The sequence below is a fragment of the Exiguobacterium sp. EF_C8 genome (genome assembly GCF_054956715.1).
Genome location: NZ_CM143264.1, coordinates 1969554 through 1987485, shown reverse-complemented (window position 1 = coordinate 1987485; position 17932 = coordinate 1969554). Strand labels below are relative to the sequence as shown.

At 46.1% G+C, this 17932-nt stretch carries 15 protein-coding genes; 14 read left to right on the top strand and 1 reads right to left on the bottom strand.

Features of this window, described 5'->3' with window-relative positions; translation table 11 throughout:
- The first annotated feature begins 54 nt into the window (after window positions 1-54).
- The 11 genes from ACY2IG_RS10720 to ACY2IG_RS10670 all read left to right on the top strand — a co-directional run bounded on the left by ACY2IG_RS10720 (window position 55) and on the right by ACY2IG_RS10670 (window position 14568).
- Window positions 55-1518, top strand: a complete 1464-nt coding sequence (locus ACY2IG_RS10720) for a UDP-N-acetylmuramoyl-L-alanyl-D-glutamate--2,6-diaminopimelate ligase (RefSeq protein ID WP_035407085.1) — start codon at window positions 55-57, stop codon at window positions 1516-1518.
- Window positions 1515-2774 carry a lipid II:glycine glycyltransferase FemX gene (locus ACY2IG_RS10715; protein ID WP_462617915.1) on the top strand — a complete coding sequence of 420 codons (1260 nt, stop codon included), beginning with the start codon at window positions 1515-1517 and terminating at the stop codon, window positions 2772-2774. Before ACY2IG_RS10720 ends, ACY2IG_RS10715 begins: the two co-directional genes overlap by 4 nt.
- Complete coding sequence (locus ACY2IG_RS10710) at window positions 2774-3436, top strand: M15 family metallopeptidase (protein ID WP_368915524.1); 663 nt, start codon at window positions 2774-2776, stop codon at window positions 3434-3436. Before ACY2IG_RS10715 ends, ACY2IG_RS10710 begins: the two co-directional genes overlap by 1 nt.
- Before the next feature lie 153 nt (window positions 3437-3589).
- A complete protein-coding gene (locus tag ACY2IG_RS10705) occupies window positions 3590-5254 on the top strand; it encodes a ribonuclease J (RefSeq protein ID WP_023468670.1) in 1665 nt (554 codons plus the stop codon).
- A gap of 68 nt (window positions 5255-5322) precedes the next feature.
- Window positions 5323-7470: a DNA translocase FtsK gene (locus ACY2IG_RS10700; protein ID WP_035407095.1), complete on the top strand. Its 2148-nt coding sequence runs from the start codon at window positions 5323-5325 to the stop codon at window positions 7468-7470.
- Window positions 7471-7787: 317 nt separating this feature from the next.
- On the top strand, window positions 7788-8801 hold the full coding sequence (locus ACY2IG_RS10695; RefSeq protein ID WP_290751301.1) for a BMP family lipoprotein: 1014 nt from the start codon (window positions 7788-7790) through the stop codon (window positions 8799-8801).
- 222 nt (window positions 8802-9023) lie between these two features.
- The gene (locus tag ACY2IG_RS10690; RefSeq protein WP_035407101.1) at window positions 9024-9743 is read left to right on the top strand and encodes a GntR family transcriptional regulator; all 720 of its coding nucleotides are present in this window, start codon (window positions 9024-9026) and stop codon (window positions 9741-9743) included.
- 130 nt (window positions 9744-9873) lie between these two features.
- The gene (locus ACY2IG_RS10685) at window positions 9874-10947 is read left to right on the top strand and encodes a BMP family lipoprotein (RefSeq protein ID WP_035407104.1); all 1074 of its coding nucleotides are present in this window, start codon (window positions 9874-9876) and stop codon (window positions 10945-10947) included.
- 65 nt (window positions 10948-11012) lie between these two features.
- On the top strand, window positions 11013-12542 hold the full coding sequence (locus ACY2IG_RS10680; RefSeq protein WP_035407107.1) for an ABC transporter ATP-binding protein: 1530 nt from the start codon (window positions 11013-11015) through the stop codon (window positions 12540-12542).
- Entirely contained in the window at window positions 12539-13609 is a 1071-nt protein-coding gene (locus ACY2IG_RS10675; RefSeq protein ID WP_462617914.1) for an ABC transporter permease, read from the top strand. The genes ACY2IG_RS10680 and ACY2IG_RS10675 overlap by 4 nt, the downstream gene beginning before the upstream one ends.
- Window positions 13609-14568 carry an ABC transporter permease gene (locus ACY2IG_RS10670; protein ID WP_329468764.1) on the top strand — a complete coding sequence of 320 codons (960 nt, stop codon included), beginning with the start codon at window positions 13609-13611 and terminating at the stop codon, window positions 14566-14568. Before ACY2IG_RS10675 ends, ACY2IG_RS10670 begins: the two co-directional genes overlap by 1 nt.
- Before the next feature lie 133 nt (window positions 14569-14701).
- On the opposite strand, the gene ACY2IG_RS10665 is transcribed toward ACY2IG_RS10670, so the two are convergent.
- The gene (locus ACY2IG_RS10665) at window positions 14702-14950 is read right to left on the bottom strand and encodes a ferredoxin (RefSeq protein ID WP_029342027.1); all 249 of its coding nucleotides are present in this window, start codon (window positions 14948-14950) and stop codon (window positions 14702-14704) included.
- Window positions 14951-15180: 230 nt separating this feature from the next.
- Between ACY2IG_RS10665 and ACY2IG_RS10660 the strand changes: the two genes are divergently transcribed.
- The 3 genes from ACY2IG_RS10660 to ACY2IG_RS10650 are packed head-to-tail and all read left to right on the top strand — an operon-like array spanning window position 15181 to window position 17871.
- Entirely contained in the window at window positions 15181-16203 is a 1023-nt protein-coding gene (locus tag ACY2IG_RS10660) for a YpbB family protein (protein WP_462617913.1), read from the top strand.
- The gene (locus ACY2IG_RS10655) at window positions 16203-17633 is read left to right on the top strand and encodes a RecQ family ATP-dependent DNA helicase (RefSeq protein WP_375091885.1); all 1431 of its coding nucleotides are present in this window, start codon (window positions 16203-16205) and stop codon (window positions 17631-17633) included. The genes ACY2IG_RS10660 and ACY2IG_RS10655 overlap by 1 nt, the downstream gene beginning before the upstream one ends.
- A gap of 43 nt (window positions 17634-17676) precedes the next feature.
- Window positions 17677-17871, top strand: coding sequence for a hypothetical protein (locus tag ACY2IG_RS10650; RefSeq protein WP_035407120.1), 195 nt, complete (start codon window positions 17677-17679; stop codon window positions 17869-17871).
- The last annotated feature ends 61 nt before the right edge of the window (window positions 17872-17932 follow it).

Here is a 17932-nt window from a genome sequence, read left to right as displayed (position 1 = left end):
GAACGGAATAGATGAAACATATGAAATGACGATGTCGAGAAAGAAGGAATACCGTTGAATTTAGCTGAACTGATTCAAGTCATACAGACGCAAAAAATCGAACGAATGGTAGAAGTGGACGTCACGTCCATCACGACCGATTCACGGGATGTTAAACCGGGAACATTGTTCGTCGCCATCAAAGGGTATACTGTTGATGGACACGACTATGCCAAACAGGCAGAAGCACAAGGAGCGGTCGCAATCGTTGCGGAACAACCGGTCAATGTGTCGATTCCTGTCATTCTCGTTCGTAGTACATCACGTGCCATTGCCGAATTGGCTGGCAAATTCTATGATTATCCTTCTGAAAAGATGCGGATGATTGGTATTACAGGAACGAACGGGAAAACGACGACGACGACGATTGTCCGTGATATATTAGCGCACCTTGGTCGGAAAACGGGTATCATCGGAACGGTCGAAGTCAAGATTGGTGACCGCGTCGTACCAAGTCGCAATACGACACCACAAAGCTCCGAATTACAAGCATTTTTGCATCAAATGCATAAAGAAGATGTCCAAGACGTCATCATGGAAGTCTCTTCGCATGGACTAGAGCTTGGTCGAGTAACGGGTGTCGATTACGACATTGCGGGATTCACGAATCTGACGCATGATCACCTCGATTTTCACAAAACGTTTGAGAACTATGCGCGTGCCAAAGGATTGTTATTCGCACAGCTCGGACAACGGCTGTCGACAGAGAAAGTCGCGGTCTTGAATGCCGATGATCCGACGAGCGAACTGTACGAAATGATGACAGGTGCTCGTGTCATGACGTACGGTATCGACAACGCAGCTGACCTCCGAGCAACGGCGATTGAACAGTCACTTCAACAAACGACGTTCACGATGATGTACAAAGAAGAACAAGTCGACGTCACGGCGAATTTCATCGGTCGCTTTAACGTCTACAATCTGTTGCTTGCGACAGGGATCCTCTTGTCTTGCGGATACGACCTAACGACGATTGCAGGAGCGATTTCAGCAATCCGTCCGGCAAAAGGTCGGATGCAACGCTTACCAATCGAAGGATATAACGTGTATGTCGACTACGCGCATACTCCTGACGGCATTGAACAGTGTCTGAAAGCACTCGTTGACGTACCGAAGGAAAAGATCGTCTTCCTGATCGGGACAGGTGGAAACCGCGACGTGACGAAACGACCGAAGATGGGCGAACTGGCTTCGACCTACGCAGGAACCGTCGTCATCACGACGGATGATCCACGATATGAAGCATATGAGTCAATTACATCCGGCATCGCCAAAGGGATGACCCACGATCAGTTCGTTGAAATCGGTGATCGGGAAGAGGCCGTGCGTTATGCAGCACGACTCGCACGACCAGATAATATCGTCATCTTAGCCGGTAAAGGTCATGAAAAATATCAAATCATTGGGGATGAGAAAATCCCTCTCGATGAGGAAGTCATCGTCAAAGAGATGATACGGCAAATGGAGGAACAGAAGTGACTTATCAACCAATCGATGTAACCATAGATCAATTTGAAACATTCGTAAAAACACATCCAAAAGGCGACTTACTTCAGCTTCCAGCATGGGGAGAAGTCAAAAGCGCGACAGGATGGACACATGAACGGATCGCGGTCGGAACAACTTCTGGTGAGATTGCCGGAGTTGGTCTGCTCTTGTTTAAGAAAGTACCGAAGCTACCGTTCACGCTTTGTTATGCACCGCGCGGTTTCGTCGTCGATTATACGGATACGGACGCACTTCGTGCTCTTCGTGATGAAGCGATACGTGTCGCAAAACAACAGAAGGCGATTGCGATTAAATTCGATCCGAACGTCGAGCGGGAAGAATATCCAGGTCTGTTACAGGAGATGCAAGGACTTGGCTTCAAACATAACGGTTTTGGCGGCGGTTTTGACTACGCGCAACCACGCTTTACGATGGAGACGAATCTTGAAGGAACAGAAAAAGAGATCTTCGACGGTTTCCATTCGAAGTTCCGCTACAACGTCCGTCTTGCTGAACGCAAAGGGATCGTATGCGAACAAGCGGATCGTGAAGGACTCAAGACATTCGCGAAGCTGATGGTCGAGACGGGCGAACGGGATGGGTTCTCGATCCGCGGTCTGGATTATTTCGAGAATCTGTATGATCATCTCCATCCAAAGGGTGATGCGGTCTTGTTTTTGACGAAACTTGATGTCGTACGTGCTCTCGAGAATACGGAAGCCTTATTACTTCAAGCCGATAAGGAACTCTCGAAGATTCACCGTCAGCTTGAGAAAGAGACGGCCGAGAAGAAGCTAAAAAGCTTAAACAATCGCTTGGAGCAGACGACAGCACAAATCGAAAAAGCAGAAAAGTCGAAAACGGAACTGATGACGATTGCTGCCAAACATCCAAACGGTGTCATCCTGTCTGGTGGTCTTTTGACGCTTGCTGGTCGTCGTTCCTATTACTTATATGGAGCCTCATCGAACGAGTACCGGGAATTCATGCCGAACCATTTGATGCAATGGACGATGATGCAATATGCGAAAGAACATGGTGCGCTCTCCTATGACTTCGGTGGAGTCAGTGGTTCGACCGACCCGGATGATCATTACGCGGGACTCTATGCCTTTAAATCTGGGTGGGGCAGCCGAATGATTGAAAAAATCGGTGAGTTTGATTATGTACTCAATCGTCCGCTCTATCTGTTGCTTGAGACGGGGTTACCGATTCTACAAAAACTTCGGAAGAAGCTTCGCCGCTGATGAAACGGGGAACAATCTTCGGTTGGATCGTATTTTTATTGACGATGTTTGCGATTGGATTGTTTCTTGCGGCATCCATGAACCGGATGCCGACGATTTTGATGGACCAACCGGAACTCGGGATTGATAGTTGCCCACGAGACGTAGCAGGGGAAAACCGTTTGATCAATGCAAGCGAGGCGAACCTGAAGCGTCTCCATCCAGCTGTCGAGGCAGGGGCAAAGGATCTGATCCGTGTTGCACATTCTTGCTACAATATCGATATCAAGATCACGCAAGGGTACCGCTCGATCCAGCAACAGAACGCACTTTTTGAACAAGGGCGTTCTGAGGCAGGTGAAGTCGTCACGAATGCACGAGGCGGTGAATCGATGCATAACTACGGACTTGCAATTGATTTCGTGCAACTCGTAAATGGACAGATTTCGTATGATCTTGAGTATGATGGGAATCGGTCAGGGAAAAGTGATTGGCGTGAAGTCGCTGATATCGGGAAAGCACTCGGTTTTGAATGGGGAGGCGATTGGAAGCGATTCGTCGATTACCCTCATTTTGAGATGACGTTCGGGTATTCGCTCGACGAACTGAAGGCTGGTGAACGTCCAAGCCGTTCGGAAAAAGCGAAACGAACAGAAGAAGTCGAAGATTTGTTGAATACATGATTAACGTCATTCCTGGAGTAATGTGGCAGGAATGACGTTTTTTTTAGATTTCCTAGTCCGATTGTTGGCAGATTGTGAAAATTCGGCTAGAATAGTGATAGTGATAAGTGGACGGCTCACGAAAAGTGAATATGAATTATAGGAGGTCATATCGTGTCAAAGAAGAAGACGGAAAAAGTAAGCGTCTTTGCTCTTGGTGGCGCCGGTGAGATCGGTAAGAACATGTACGTCGTCGAACTCGACGAGGACATCTTCGTCATCGATGCCGGGTTAATGTTCCCAGGAGATGAGATGCTTGGAATCGATAAAGTCATTCCAGACATCAGTTATTTAAAAGAAAACAAAGAGCGGATTCAAGGGATTTTCATTACCCATGGTCACGAGGATCATATCGGGGCACTCAGTTACGTCTTGCGTGACTTGAAGGTACCTGTTTACGGAACACGTTTGACGCTCGGTTTGATTGAACACAAATTAAAAGAAGCCGGTTTATTGAAAAAGGCAGATCTTCGTCCAATTGATGCCAAGACGAAATTAACCGTTGCAGGTCATTTTATTACGTTCTTCCGGGTCAACCACTCGATTCCGGATGCAGTTGGGGTTTGTATTCAAACGTCTCAAGGTGCCATCGTTCATACGGGGGATTTCAAGTTCGATTACACACCAGTCGATGGAAAACAAGCAGACTTCGGGAAAATTGCAGCGATTGGTCAACGGGGCGTACTGTGCTTGCTGTCTGACTCGACGAATGCAGAGCGACCAGGGATGTCTGGGTCAGAATCGATTGTCGGTTCTGAATTGAACGACGTCATTTATGAAGCACCGGGTCGTGTGATTGTAGCTTCATTCGCTTCGAACATTCATCGTCTACAACAAGTGTTTGCAGCAGCAGAAGCGAATAATCGAAAAGTAGCGGTCGTCGGTCGTAGCATGGTCAACAACGTTGAAGTGGCACAGCGTTTGAATTACTTACGCTTCAAGCAGAAAACATTGATTGATCTATCTGACATCAATCGCCTCGATGATAACCAAGTCGTCATCTTGACGACAGGATCTCAAGGTGAGCCAATGGCAGCCTTGACACGAATGGCACGTAACGCACACAAGCAAGTCAATATTCGCTTGAATGATACGGTTGTCGTCGCGGCTTCCCCAATTCCAGGTAACGAGAAGTCGGTTTCGAAAACGATCGATCTCTTATTCCGTGCGGGTGCGAATGTTATCTACAACCAACGGAAAGTACACGTTTCCGGTCACGGTCATGCGGAAGATCTGAAGCTGATGCTCAACTTGATCAAACCGAAATTCTTCCTACCGATTCACGGAGAATTCCGGATGCAAAAGGCACACAGTCGTCTCGCACAGACGGTTGGCGTCAATGCGAACAATATCTTCATCATCGAGAATGGGGATGTCGTTGAGTTTGAGAAGCGTAAAGCACGGATGTCACGCAAAGTGAACGCCGGAAACGTCTTGATCGACGGAATCGGTGTTGGTGATGTCGGAAACATCGTCCTTCGTGATCGTCGCTTGTTGTCACAAGATGGTGTCGTCCTCTGTGTCATTACGATTAGCCGAAAAAACAAAACGATCGTCTCGGGACCCGAAATCATTTCTCGCGGATTCGTCTATATGCGTGAATCAGAAGATATGATCAATGAAGCGAACCGAATCGTCGCGAAACAACTACAAGGTAAATTAAACGGAGAATTGGATTGGACGGAGATGAAGTCGTTGATTCGAGATAAACTCAGTGCTTATCTCTATGAACAGACGAAACGCCGCCCGATGATTCTTCCAATCATCATGGAGATTTAACAAACGAGCGGCTCAGATTGACCAATACCTGGTCCACTGAGCCGTTTTTTTATCAGGAGGGATGACGTATGGCGACGACGAAACGAAAAACCGTACGAAAAAAAACGCCGCCACGGAAACGACCGGCAGCGAAGAAACAACGTCAGCCGATTGCGTATCGTACATATGCGACCATCATCGCAATCGTTTCACTACTTGCCTTCGTTCTCGCATTTGGGGAATTCGGGAAAGTCGGACTGACGCTAGCTGATGGAGGAGAACGATTAATCGGTCAGTTCGGTTCCTTATTATACGGCGGGATAGGTGCCGTGCTACTCTTGCTACTATCGAACGCGTCACGGGCTCAGAAATGGGCATGGTCGATGCTACTAATGGGTTCAGTCGTCTGGATTGATCTAATGCTCGGAGCACCGCGTGGTATTCTCAATGGATGGCTCTATCAAAACGCAGCATATTACATTTCAAGTAGCGGTGCCTTCTTGATTGGTCTGTTCTTCATCGGCGCAGCTGTTCATCTACTACACCCTTCATTTTATGGAGAGCTATGGCTTGGACTGCGGGAACGCGCAGAAGAATTTCGTAATCGTGAACGGACACCTCGTCCTCGGATCGAAAAAGACCTGACACCGAAACCGGTCCGCGAGAAAAAAGCAAAGACGTTGCGACCAGCAACTGTTGAGGAACCAATCGAAACAGAGCAAGAAGCAGAGGATCCTTCGGTCAACATTCAAGACGTTCCAATTATCGGCTTTACGGATCACGTTGAACCGCAAGCAGCGGAGACACAAGGACCACTGACGATGACGGAGACACCGGACGGATATCAATTGCCGTCGCTTGATTTATTAGCAGAGCCGACGTCCAAAGACTTATCGGGTGAGAATAAGCGACTAAAGGATAATGCGACGAAATTGATTGCGACCTTAAAATCGTTCGGGATCGGAGCGAAAGTGTTGAAGATTCATCTCGGACCAAGTGTCACGAAGTATGAGATTGAACCAAAACAAGGTATCAAGCTTAGTCGGATCACAGGACTCGCCGATGATTTAGCGCTTGCGTTAGCGGCGAAAGATATTCGAATCGAAGCACCGATTCCTGGTAAAGCGGCTGTCGGAATCGAGGTGCCAAACCGTGAAGTCGCCATGGTATCACTTCGAGAAGTGTTAGGAGCGGAGAGCGTTCAATCCGACAATGATCGTTTGCTCGTCGCACTCGGACGAAGCATTTCTGGTGAGACGGTGACAGCAAAGCTGAATAAGATGCCACACGTCTTAGTTGCCGGTTCGACCGGTTCCGGTAAATCGGTCTGCATTAACGGGATGATCGTCTCAATTTTGATGCGAGCTCGACCGGATGAAGTCCGCCTGATGATGATTGACCCGAAAATGGTCGAATTAAACGTCTACAACGGTATTCCTCATCTTTTGGCACCGGTCGTCACCGATCCGAAAAAGGCGGCGCAGGCGTTAAAACAGGTCGTCTCGGAAATGGAACGTCGTTATGAGATTTTCAGTCAAAACGGAGCGCGCAACATCGAAGGCTACAATGCACTAATCGATAAGATGAACGCAGAGGAAAAAGTGCATCAACGATTACCGTATATTGTTGTCATCGTTGATGAGTTAGCCGACTTGATGATGGTCGCGTCAAACGAAGTTGAAGATGCAATCATGCGACTTGCACAAATGGCGCGAGCAGCTGGGATTCACATGGTTATCGCGACCCAGCGACCAAGTGTTGATATCATCACTGGTGTCATCAAAGCGAATATTCCGTCACGTATCGCCTTCAGTGTGTCGAGTGCGACGGATTCACGGACGATCCTTGATACGGGAGGCGCTGATAAATTGCTTGGACGAGGGGATATGTTGTTGCTCGGTAACGGCATGAACAAACCCGTCCGTGTACAAGGTGCGTTCTTATCAGACGAAGAAGTCGAGAAGGTTGTCAATCATGTCATCAGTCAACAAAAAGCGCAGTATGTTGAAGCGATGATTCCAAAAGATGTACCTGAAGGTGAAACAGAGGTCGATGACTCACTCTATGATGAGGTCGTCCAGTTCATTCTGACCCAAGAGACGGCATCGACGTCGATGATTCAACGAAAGTATCGTATCGGCTACAACCGAGCTGCCCGGTTGATTGATGCTCTAGAAGAAAATGGTCTGATTGGTCCTTCTGAAGGATCAAAACCACGCCGCGTCATGGGACGTTAATCAAGAATCACGGTATCCACCGTGATTCTTTTTTATTAAAATAATGGATATATATGGATGAGCGTATAATGTGCTCAAAAATATGATACAGGAGTCGTATATGAGATGAGAAAATTAGAAATGAAAGGAAGGAAAAAAGACAAAAATAAAATAAAATCGCTTTCATGAAAATAGTTGTCAGACGTCTGTTGATTTTCAATATTTTTTTTGGCATACTCAGACATATGAGTGACCGACCTTCAACATGAGGGCTGGGAGCGACTTTTTCACAAATAGATAATGAAAGCGCTCTCATAAATGCAGAGGAGATGGATGATATGAAGAAAAAACAGGTAATCGTATCGATGATGTCAGTAGCAACAGTTGGACTTGCAGCCTGCGGCGGTTCAGGTGAGAAAGCTGACCAAAAAGATCAGTTCTCTGTCGCTATGGTAGCGGATAAAGGTGGAATCGATGATAAATCGTTCAACCAATCAGCTTGGGAAGGTCTGCAAGCGTACGGTAAAGATAACAAACTCAAGCAAAATGAAGGGTTCTCTTATTTACAGTCTAAATCACAACAAGATTATCAACCGAACTTGTCACGTCTTGCACGTGGTGGAGAAGATCTCGTTTTCGGTATCGGGAATACATTCAATGAAGATGTTAAAACCGTAGCAGATCAATTCAAGGATACACAATTTGCAATCGTTGATAATGTCGTTGAAGGGAAAAACGTCACATCGATCACATTTAAGGAAAATGAAGGGGCGTATCTTGCAGGGATCGTTGCTGCTATGGAGACGAAAAAAGATCACATCGGTTTCGTCGGTGGCATGAAAATGGACGTCATCGAACGGTTCCGAGCTGGTTTCGAAGCTGGAGCGAAATCCGTCAATCCAAAAATCAAAATCGATGTTCAGTACGCAGAGGACTTCGCAGCACCTGAAAAAGGTCAAGCCATCGCAGCCGGCATGTACGGTAAAGGAGCGGATATCATCTTCCCAGCAGCAGGCGGTACAGGAAATGGTGTCTTCACAGAAGCGAAGAACCGTAAGAAAAATGGAGAAGATGTATCGGTCATCGGTGTCGACCGTGATCAAAAAGAAGAAGGTATGCCGGAAGACGTGACGTTAACATCGGTCATCAAACGTGTCGACCGCGCAGTTGAAGATACAGCTAACGCAGCGAAAGATGGAAAACTCGAAGGTGGTAAAACGGTTCGTTATGGTCTGAAGGAAGACGGCGTTGATATCGTCCCATCTGAAAAAATCTCGAAGAAGACGATGACTGCGCTTGAGAAAGCAAAAGCGGCTGTCGTTTCAGGGAAAATCGAAGTACCTGAGCAATAAGCGTTGAAAAGATAAAGGGCATTCTTAGGTAGAATGCCCTATTTTCTTCCATTATTGATTACGTTATGAAAAGGGTTACAAAAGCGCCAGAAGTCAGACTTCTAACCTGTTACAAAATGATTGCAGGATTGTGTTAAGCGTCATATACTTATCTTGGCTGGAGTTCTCATACGTCAGAAGTCTGAGCACTGGTTACAACTAGATAGAGGATGGAGATGCGTCATGTCGATTAAACTAGATCATCGTTTGCTTTATTTACGTGTGATTGAAAAAATCAAGTCAGACATCGATGACGGCGTTTACAAGGAAGGCGAGAAGCTCCCTTCAGAGTTTGAACTTTCAAAGCAACTTGGCGTCAGTCGAGCTACTCTTCGAGAGGCATTACGAATTCTTGAAGATGAGAACATTGTCATCCGTAAACACGGTGTCGGTACGTTTATCAATGCAAGACCACCGTTTACTTCTGGTATCGAGGAGTTATACAGCGTGACAGAGATGATCGCGCGCGCAGGCATGATTCCGACCTCAGAAGTGCTATCATCCGAGATGGTCCAACCGACTGAGCGCGACCGAGAACGCTTTCAACTTGGTCCGGATGAATTGGTATATCGAATCGAACGAATCCGACTCGCAGGAGATGTTCCTGTCGTCTATTGTATCGATAAGATTCCAAGCCATTATATTAAAAATGAAGAGCAGTTCACCTCTTCGACATCATTGTTTGATGCTTTAGAAAAAGAACTCGGACGACGTGTCACACATGCTGTGACGCATATCGAGCCGCGTATTGATCCGAAAATCGCTGAACAATTACATACGGACCAACCTCTGCTCGCTTTGCGTCAGACGCATTATGATGAGCTCGACCGTTCCGTTCTTTTTTCAGCGAACTATTTCCGAGCAGATAAGTTCGATTTCCACGTCATCCGTAAACGTGTGTGAGCCATTGTTTTAGGATGAATACTGAAAGCGCTTCCCGTCAAAACCTACGTAACGCTCCTCATCGCCAGCCTCAGGTGCTAGACGTAGTCTTGAACTTTGTATGACCATATTCGAAAGGGGATTTTTCCAGATGAAAAAGAAGTCACTTCTCGCATTAGCAGCAACAGGTTTAGCAATGAGTTCCGTCCTTGCAGCATGTGGTGGCAACGACGATTCGAAAGATTCAGGTAGCGGCAGCAAATCAGAAGGCTTTAAAGTAGGTATGGTTACAGATACAGGCGGCGTGGATGATAAATCATTCAACCAATCTGCTTGGGAAGGTATCCAAAAGTTCGGGAAAGACAATGACTTAAAAGAAGGTACTGGCTATAAATATCTCCAATCTGCAAAACAATCAGACTATCAACCGAACCTTCAGCAATTAGCACGTGCAAAATACGACTTAATTCTCGGGATTGGTTTCTTGATGGCTGAAGATATCGGTAAAGTAGCGGATCAGTTCAAAAAGAACAACTTCGCACTCGTTGACCAAGTCGTCGATAAACCAAACGTCGCTTCAATCGTCTTCAAAGAAAACGAAGGTTCGTTCCTCGTTGGTGTCGTTGCAGGTCTAACGACGAAAACGGATAAAGTTGGATTTGTCGGTGGTGTCAACTCGGACTTGATCAAAAAGTTCGAAAGCGGATTTAAAGCAGGTGTTAAAGCGGCTAACCCGAAAGCGGAAATCGAAATTCAATACGCAGAAGATTTCAACGCTGCAGAAAAAGGACAAGCAATCGCTTCAGGTATGTACGGTAAAAAAGTCGACGTCATCTATCACGCAGCTGGTGGTACTGGACAAGGGGTATTCACAGAAGCGAAAAACCGTAAAAAGAACGGTGAAGATGTTTGGGTTATCGGTGTAGACCGTGACCAAGTCGAAGAAGGTATGCCAGAGAACGTCACATTGACATCAATGGTCAAACGTGTGGATACAGCAGTAGAGCAAGTCGCGAAAGACACGAAGGACGGCAACTTCCCAGCAGGTAAAGTCGTTGAGTTCGGTCTAAAAGACGGCGGTGTCGATATCGCTCCTTCAAAAGACAACGTCTCAAAAGAAGCACTCGACAAAGTCGAAGAGTACAAAAAACAAATCATCGATGGTGACATTAAAGTTCCATCGACTGACGACGAGTATAAAGAGTACGAAGCGTCACTTAAATAATAATGAAAGCGGGGGTCGCTAGCATTGCGACTCCCCTTTTAAACTAAACATGGGAGTGGATTTTCTTGGAATACGTCATTGAGATGCTGAACATCAGAAAAGAGTTTGGCAATTTCGTCGCAAATGATAATATCACGCTCCAGCTTCGGAAAGGTGAGATTCACGCTTTACTTGGTGAAAACGGTGCCGGAAAATCGACGCTGATGAACGTCTTATTTGGTTTGTATCAGCCTGAGGCTGGAGAAATTCGTGTACGTGGTGAAAAAGTCAATATTACGAGTCCGAACGTCGCGAATGATCTTGGAATCGGCATGGTGCACCAACACTTCATGCTCGTTCAAAATTTCACTGTTACTGAAAACATCATTTTAGGTGCAGAGCCACGTACAGGGATTAAGATTGATCGTGCATCGGCGCGTGAAAAGGTACGCCAGATTTCTGAACAGTATGGTCTTGCTGTTGATCCTGATGCAAAAATCGAGGATATTTCAGTCGGAATGCAACAACGTGTTGAAATTTTGAAGACGTTGTACCGTGGGGCAGACATCTTGATCTTTGATGAACCATCTGCTGTTTTGACACCGCAAGAGATCAAAGAATTGATTCAAATCATGAATCGCTTGATTGCGGAAGGAAAGTCGATTATCCTCATTACGCATAAACTGAAAGAAATCATGGAAGTAGCTGATCGCTGTACGACGATTCGCCGTGGTAAATATATCGGCACGGTCGATATTGATGAGACGATGACACAGTCGCGTCTTGCTGAAATGATGGTAGGTCGTGAAGTCAACTTTAATGCGGAGTATTCCAAGGCAACTCCACAAGAACTCGTTCTCGATATCAAGAATCTAGTCGTCAAGGACGGTCGTGGCATCAAAGCAGTCGATGGATTGAATCTCGACATTCGTGCCGGAGAAATCGTTGGAATTGCAGGAATCGACGGAAACGGACAAACGGAATTGATTGAAGCCATTACAGGTCTTCGTAAAGCAGACAGTGGCGAAATCTTCCTCAACAACAAATCGATTAAAAACCTGAAGCCACGGAAAGTAACGGAATCAGGTGTCGGTCATATCCCGCAAGACCGACATAAACATGGACTTGTCCTTGATTATTCGATTGGACATAACATGGTCTTACAAACGTACTACAAACAACCGTACTCAAAAGCAGGCATCATGAACTATAAACAAGTCATGGAAAAAGCCAAAACGCTCATCGAGAAGTTCGACGTCCGAACTCCAAGTCCAGAGACGTTCGCTCGTGCCTTGTCTGGTGGTAACCAACAGAAGGCGATCATCGCGCGTGAAGTCGATCGTTCACCAGATTTGCTGATTGCGGCTCAGCCGACTCGTGGTCTGGATGTTGGGGCAATCGAGTTCATTCATGAACAATTGGTTCTTGAGCGCGAAAAAGGTCGTGCTGTCTTGTTGATTTCATTCGAACTCGAAGAAATTCTGCAAGTCTCTGACCGGATTGCCGTGTTATATGAAGGAAAAACAGTGGCCTTCTTGGATCCGAAAGAAACGAACGAAATTGAGCTTGGCTTCCTGATGGCCGGCGGCAAGAAAGAGGAGGTAGGTCATTCATGAAGTTAGAGCGTTTTTACGGCATCCTCATTCCGATTCTTTCCATCGTGCTTGGAATGGTCGTCGGGGCAATCGTCATGCTCATTGGTGGGTATGATCCGATTGCTGGGTTTGATCAATTATTCTATGGTATTTTTGGCGAACCGTACAGCATCGGTGAAACATTGCGTGCGGCGGCTCCATTGATCTTCGCGGGTCTTGCTGTCGCGTTTGCTTTTCGGACAGGACTTTTTAACATCGGTGTCGAAGGTCAAGTGCTCGTCGGCTGGATGGTTGCAGTCTGGATTGGAATCAAGTTTGATTTGCCGACAGTTGTTCATTTACCATTCGCTTTGATTGGAGCAGGTTTAGCAGGTGCGCTTTGGGCATCGATTCCTGGTATCTTAAAAGCGAAATTCCACGTACATGAAGTCATCACGTCGATCATGATGAACTATATCGCGTTATACGTCACGAACGATATTTTACGTCACGTCATCGGCATTACGAATGAGCGGACGGAGACAATCAAGGAATCAGCATCACTTGCGTCACCGTTTTTACAAGAAATCACGGATTTCTCACGTCTTCATAACGGAATTTTCATCGCAATCATCGCTGCACTCGTCTTCTGGTTTATTCTTTGGAAAACAACACTCGGTTATGAACTTCGAGCTGTTGGATTCAATAAGAATGCTGCTGAATATGCAGGGATGGGCGTTAACCGCAATATCATCTTATCGTTCGTCATCTCAGGTGTGTTCGCTGGTCTTGCTGGGGCGATGGAAGGTCTTGGGACGTTCCAAAACATGACGTTGAATGCGTCCTTCACTGGTGTTGGATTCGACGGGATCGCGGTTGCCTTGTTAGGTGCGAATAATCCGATCGGCGTCGTGCTCGCTGCATTGCTATTTGCAGGACTCAATATCGGTGGTCTGTCGATGCAACAGATTGGTATTCCACCGGAACTGATCAAAATTATCATTGCGTTCATCATCATCTTCGTGGCTTCTGGATACGCGATTCGTCTCGTCATCGAGAAGTTCGCAGTTAAGAAAGAATCTAAAAAAGCGAAAGGAGCCGGTCAGTAATGGGCTTTCTTGAAGTACTTTATATCATCGTGCCAATCGCACTTGCCTATTCGGCTCCGTTGATCATTGCAGCACTTGGCGGCATTTTCAGTGAGCGTTCTGGCGTCGTTAACATCGCTCTAGAAGGTTTAATGGTCATGGGTGCCTTCACGGGTGTCGTCACGGCATTGACGCTATCAAAAATGGGCTTGGGTGCTGCGAGTCCTTGGCTTGCGATGCTCATTGCGATTGTCGTCGGAGCAGTTTTCTCGCTCTTCCTTGCGATTCCGGCAATCCTTTTCCGGGCTGATCAAACGGTTCTTGGAGTTGCGATCAACTTGCTTGCAGTCGGTCTTGCCATCTTCCTCGTCCGGGCGCTTTACAAAAAAGGACAAACGGATTCGATTCCAAACCGAATCTCAAAAGAGAACGTGCCATTCTTGTCTGATATTCCTGTGCTGAAGATGTTCTTCGCGAACGTCTACTACACATCGTATATCGCGATCATCCTTGCCTTCGTCGCGTGGTACATCATTTTCAAGACGCCATTTGGTCTTCGTTTACGTTCTGTCGGGGAACATCCGATGGCGGCAGATACAATGGGAATCAACGTCACGAAGATGCGTTTCATCGGTGTCATGATCTCTGGTGGTTTCGGTGGTCTTGCTGGTGCTGTTTATGCGACATCGATCTCACTGAACTTCAGTGTCACGACGATCCTCGGTCAAGGGTTCCTCGCGATTGCGGCGATGATCTTCGGAAAATGGAATCCACTCGGGGCTATGGGTGCTGCACTATTCTTCGGATTCGCTCAAGCGATTTCAATCATCGGTCAGCAATTGCCGTTACTCGATCAAATTCCGCAAGTGTATCTATTGATTGCACCGTATCTCTTGACGATCCTAGCACTCGCTGGTGTCGTTGGTCGGGCGGATGCACCAAAAGCTGTTGGTGTACCATATATCAAAGGAAAACGCTAAATTTTTTACCACTTAGAAACCGGATGTTGCCAAATGGCGACACCCGGTTTTTTTAATGATTGATAGATATATCGCGTGAATAAAAGACCAACAAAAAAAGATGTTTCGCAAGGAAACATCTTTTTTTATTCACTTATTCGAATTTTAACGCATCGCCTTCGAACGATTCATCTGCTACTTTGATTGAATCCGTCGGGCATCCTTCAAATGCATCAATCATATCGTCGAATAATGCTTCTGGAATTTCGGCAGTACCATTGTTATCATCAAGAATGACATATGCCAAACCCTCATCATCATAATCATAGATATCTGGTGCCGCTGCTCCACAAGCACCACAAGCGATGCAAGTATCTTTGTCGACAATCGTAAATTTAGCCATTGAACGGTCTCCTCTCTATACGAAAACATTATTGAAACACGCTGTTCTCATCTATATGTCATTGTATCGGACTCATCGTTGCATTTCAATGACGAAGCGTAAGTGATAACAGAAAATGTATATATCATCACATGCCCGCAAACAGTATGTCTAAAACGTAACGAAAAGAAAATGGATGAGGTATCATCTTCAAATCGATAAACACTATATATCAGAAAGGAGCGTGGCAGATGGAAATTTCATTACTAGAGCGCATTTTTCTAGAATCGATTCAGCGTCTTCGAGACGAACGTTCGGACCGGAGTCTTTATCATGTTTTTCAAGGGAAGAAGTCAGCAACTTCTCTTCAAGATGCTCATTTTTATGATTTAGAGTCGACGTTCGGTACCGTATTAGTCAGTAAACAGCGATTCGAGTCGGTTTTAACGGAACTCGCTCAGAAAAAGTGGATCGAACGGCAAGAGACACTTCGACTGACGAGCGAAGGCGCTCGACTAGTAGGACAAACGGATGGAGTAATCATTGATCAACTTGGTGGTGAACTTCGGGGATATGCTGAAATGATGTGGAAACGGCTCAGTCTTCTCGTTCAAACGGTAATTTGTCTAGAAGCGCAACAACCATTCATTCCCGTGCAACAAGAGACGATCGTTCGGGAGTGGGTCAAGAGTGTTCTTCCGACCATCTCGAATCGAGCAGATTGGTTAGCGCAGATGTATCAAGAATTGACGCTCCTCCTTGAGCGCTTACCGGAACGAGATGCGACATTGATCAGTCATCGATTATCAGGTGTGCAAACGGGATGGTCATATCCTCAATTGGCACGAATGATGAAGGTAGATGTCGAGACGGTCCAGTTCGAATTTATCATAGCTTGGCGAAGATGCATCAATGACTTAAAAAGTACACCGCTTATTCAACAAATCGGAGCCAGTCTCCACACTCCGAAGATGACGCAGTCTGCTCAAACGACTTGGGAATTATTGCAACAAGGACTCACTGTTGAAGATGTTGCGGTCAGAAGACGTCTAAAAAATAGCACGATGGAAGATCATCTTGTTGAAATTGCAATGTATGCACCCACTTTTCCGTTAGATCATTTCGTTGATACGACTCAACAAGAAGAAATTCGACATATCGCACAACAACTCAAAACTTATGCGCTCAAGCGAATCAAAAGCGCGATGCAATCAGACGTATCCTATTTTCAAATTCGATTGGTCTTAGCTCGTAGTAAATGGGAGGGAAGTTAATGGAAGCGTTATTGCATCGACATTTCGGTTATGAAGCGTTTCGACCTGGACAACGCCAAATCATCGAATCCATCCTGAATGGAACAGATACGTTAGCAATTTTACCGACAGGTGGAGGAAAGTCTGTTTGTTATCAGTTTCCTTCGTATGTAAAAGGAGAGGGACTGACATTGATTTTGTCTCCGCTGCTCTCTTTGATTGAGGATCAAGTCATGCAAATTAAACGTCGGGGAGAACGTTCTGTAGCAAAATTAACATCTGTTGAGACGCGAGAAGAAAAAGAGCAAATCTTATCCGTACTCGAACATCTACGGTATCTCTACTTATCACCGGAACAACTCGCGTTACCACAAATACGGGCTCGTCTGAAACAGGTCGACATCGCGCTATTCGTCGTCGATGAAGCCCACTGTATCTCGCAATGGGGACACGAGTTTCGACCTGAGTATGCAAGACTTGGGCAAATTCGCCGGGAACTAGGTTTTCCGCAGTGCCTCGCCTTAACCGCAACAGCGACTCAAGCTGTCGAACGAGATATCCGAATACAATTGCAGATGCGAGAACCGCATGTCATCCGTCGTTCCGTCAATCGACCGGAAATCCAATACATCGTGGATCGCGTCGATCGAGAAGAAAAAGACGCAGCACTCGACCGTTGGATGACACGTATCGTTCGTCCATGTGTCATCTATACGACAACGCGTAAAGAAGCGGAACGGATTGCAGGAATCATTGAAGGGGCAACCTACTATCATGCCGGATTAACGATGGAAGACCGTCAGCTTGTTCAACAACAGTTTCTTCATGATGAAATGGACTGTCTCGTTTGTACGAGCGCATTTGGAATGGGTGTTGATAAAGGAAACGTTCGTACAGTTATCCATCATACGATGCCGGCGACGCTTGAAGCTTATATGCAGGAAATCGGACGTGCCGGTCGGGACGGAAAAGAGGCGACGGCGATCTTGCTTTATGCTCCTCAGGATGAACAATTACAAACCTTTCTGATTGAGACACAATATGCGCCTGTCCTTTGGATTGATCAGTTACAACAAGGGGTGAGAAGAGGTGAGTCCTACGCGAAAATCGAGACTCGTCTACACCTCAATCCGGAAGATCCAGCATATCGGTTACTGAAATCGCAACTTGAGAATGGCTGGTCGAAGGAACGTATCATGCAATGGCAGGTGGAACGAAAACAGCTCAAAGGACGAGAAGTCAGCCAGATGATGGACTATATTCACCGGAATGAATGTCGCCGTAAGATGTTATTGCATCATTTTGATGAACCGGCAATCGTTCAGCCACGTTGTTGTGATATATGCGGTACGATCGAATGGCAGGATCCCGTGAAGAGTAAGGTGCTTCAAACGGTAAATTGGAAAAAGCGTTTAGAACAAGTCTTTTTTTCGTCACTAGATTCGGTGTAAACTAGAAAATATCCTTATTTTTTTCAAGAAAAGGTGATGAACATTGAGTAAACAAGATCAACGGCGGTTACATCAGAACGAAGAGGAGCAACTCTTACCACCACGTTCCTCGCGAATCGAACACGTTCGAAATGAACGACTGAAGCAACCATTTCGAAAAAATCCGCTAGCAATCACGCTAACGGTACTCATGATCACGATCATCATCGCCTTCGTCTCCATCGGTTTCATGATGTAAAGGCACATTGTGAACGGAGATTTTTTTCCTTTCAGCGTATACTAGAAAGGAAGGGGAAGGA

Coding starts and splice junctions, on each gene's coding strand:
- ACY2IG_RS10710 (WP_368915524.1), top strand. CDS start 2,774: ATGAAACGGGGAACAATCTTCGGTTGGATCGTATTTTTATTGACGATG.
- ACY2IG_RS10700 (WP_035407095.1), top strand. CDS start 5,323: ATGGCGACGACGAAACGAAAAACCGTACGAAAAAAAACGCCGCCACGG.
- ACY2IG_RS10695 (WP_290751301.1), top strand. CDS start 7,788: ATGAAGAAAAAACAGGTAATCGTATCGATGATGTCAGTAGCAACAGTT.
- ACY2IG_RS10690 (WP_035407101.1), top strand. CDS start 9,024: ATGTCGATTAAACTAGATCATCGTTTGCTTTATTTACGTGTGATTGAA.
- ACY2IG_RS10685 (WP_035407104.1), top strand. CDS start 9,874: ATGAAAAAGAAGTCACTTCTCGCATTAGCAGCAACAGGTTTAGCAATG.
- ACY2IG_RS10675 (WP_462617914.1), top strand. CDS start 12,539: ATGAAGTTAGAGCGTTTTTACGGCATCCTCATTCCGATTCTTTCCATC.
- ACY2IG_RS10670 (WP_329468764.1), top strand. CDS start 13,609: ATGGGCTTTCTTGAAGTACTTTATATCATCGTGCCAATCGCACTTGCC.
- ACY2IG_RS10665 (WP_029342027.1), bottom strand. CDS start 14,950: ATGGCTAAATTTACGATTGTCGACAAAGATACTTGCATCGCTTGTGGT.
- ACY2IG_RS10660 (WP_462617913.1), top strand. CDS start 15,181: ATGGAAATTTCATTACTAGAGCGCATTTTTCTAGAATCGATTCAGCGT.
- ACY2IG_RS10655 (WP_375091885.1), top strand. CDS start 16,203: ATGGAAGCGTTATTGCATCGACATTTCGGTTATGAAGCGTTTCGACCT.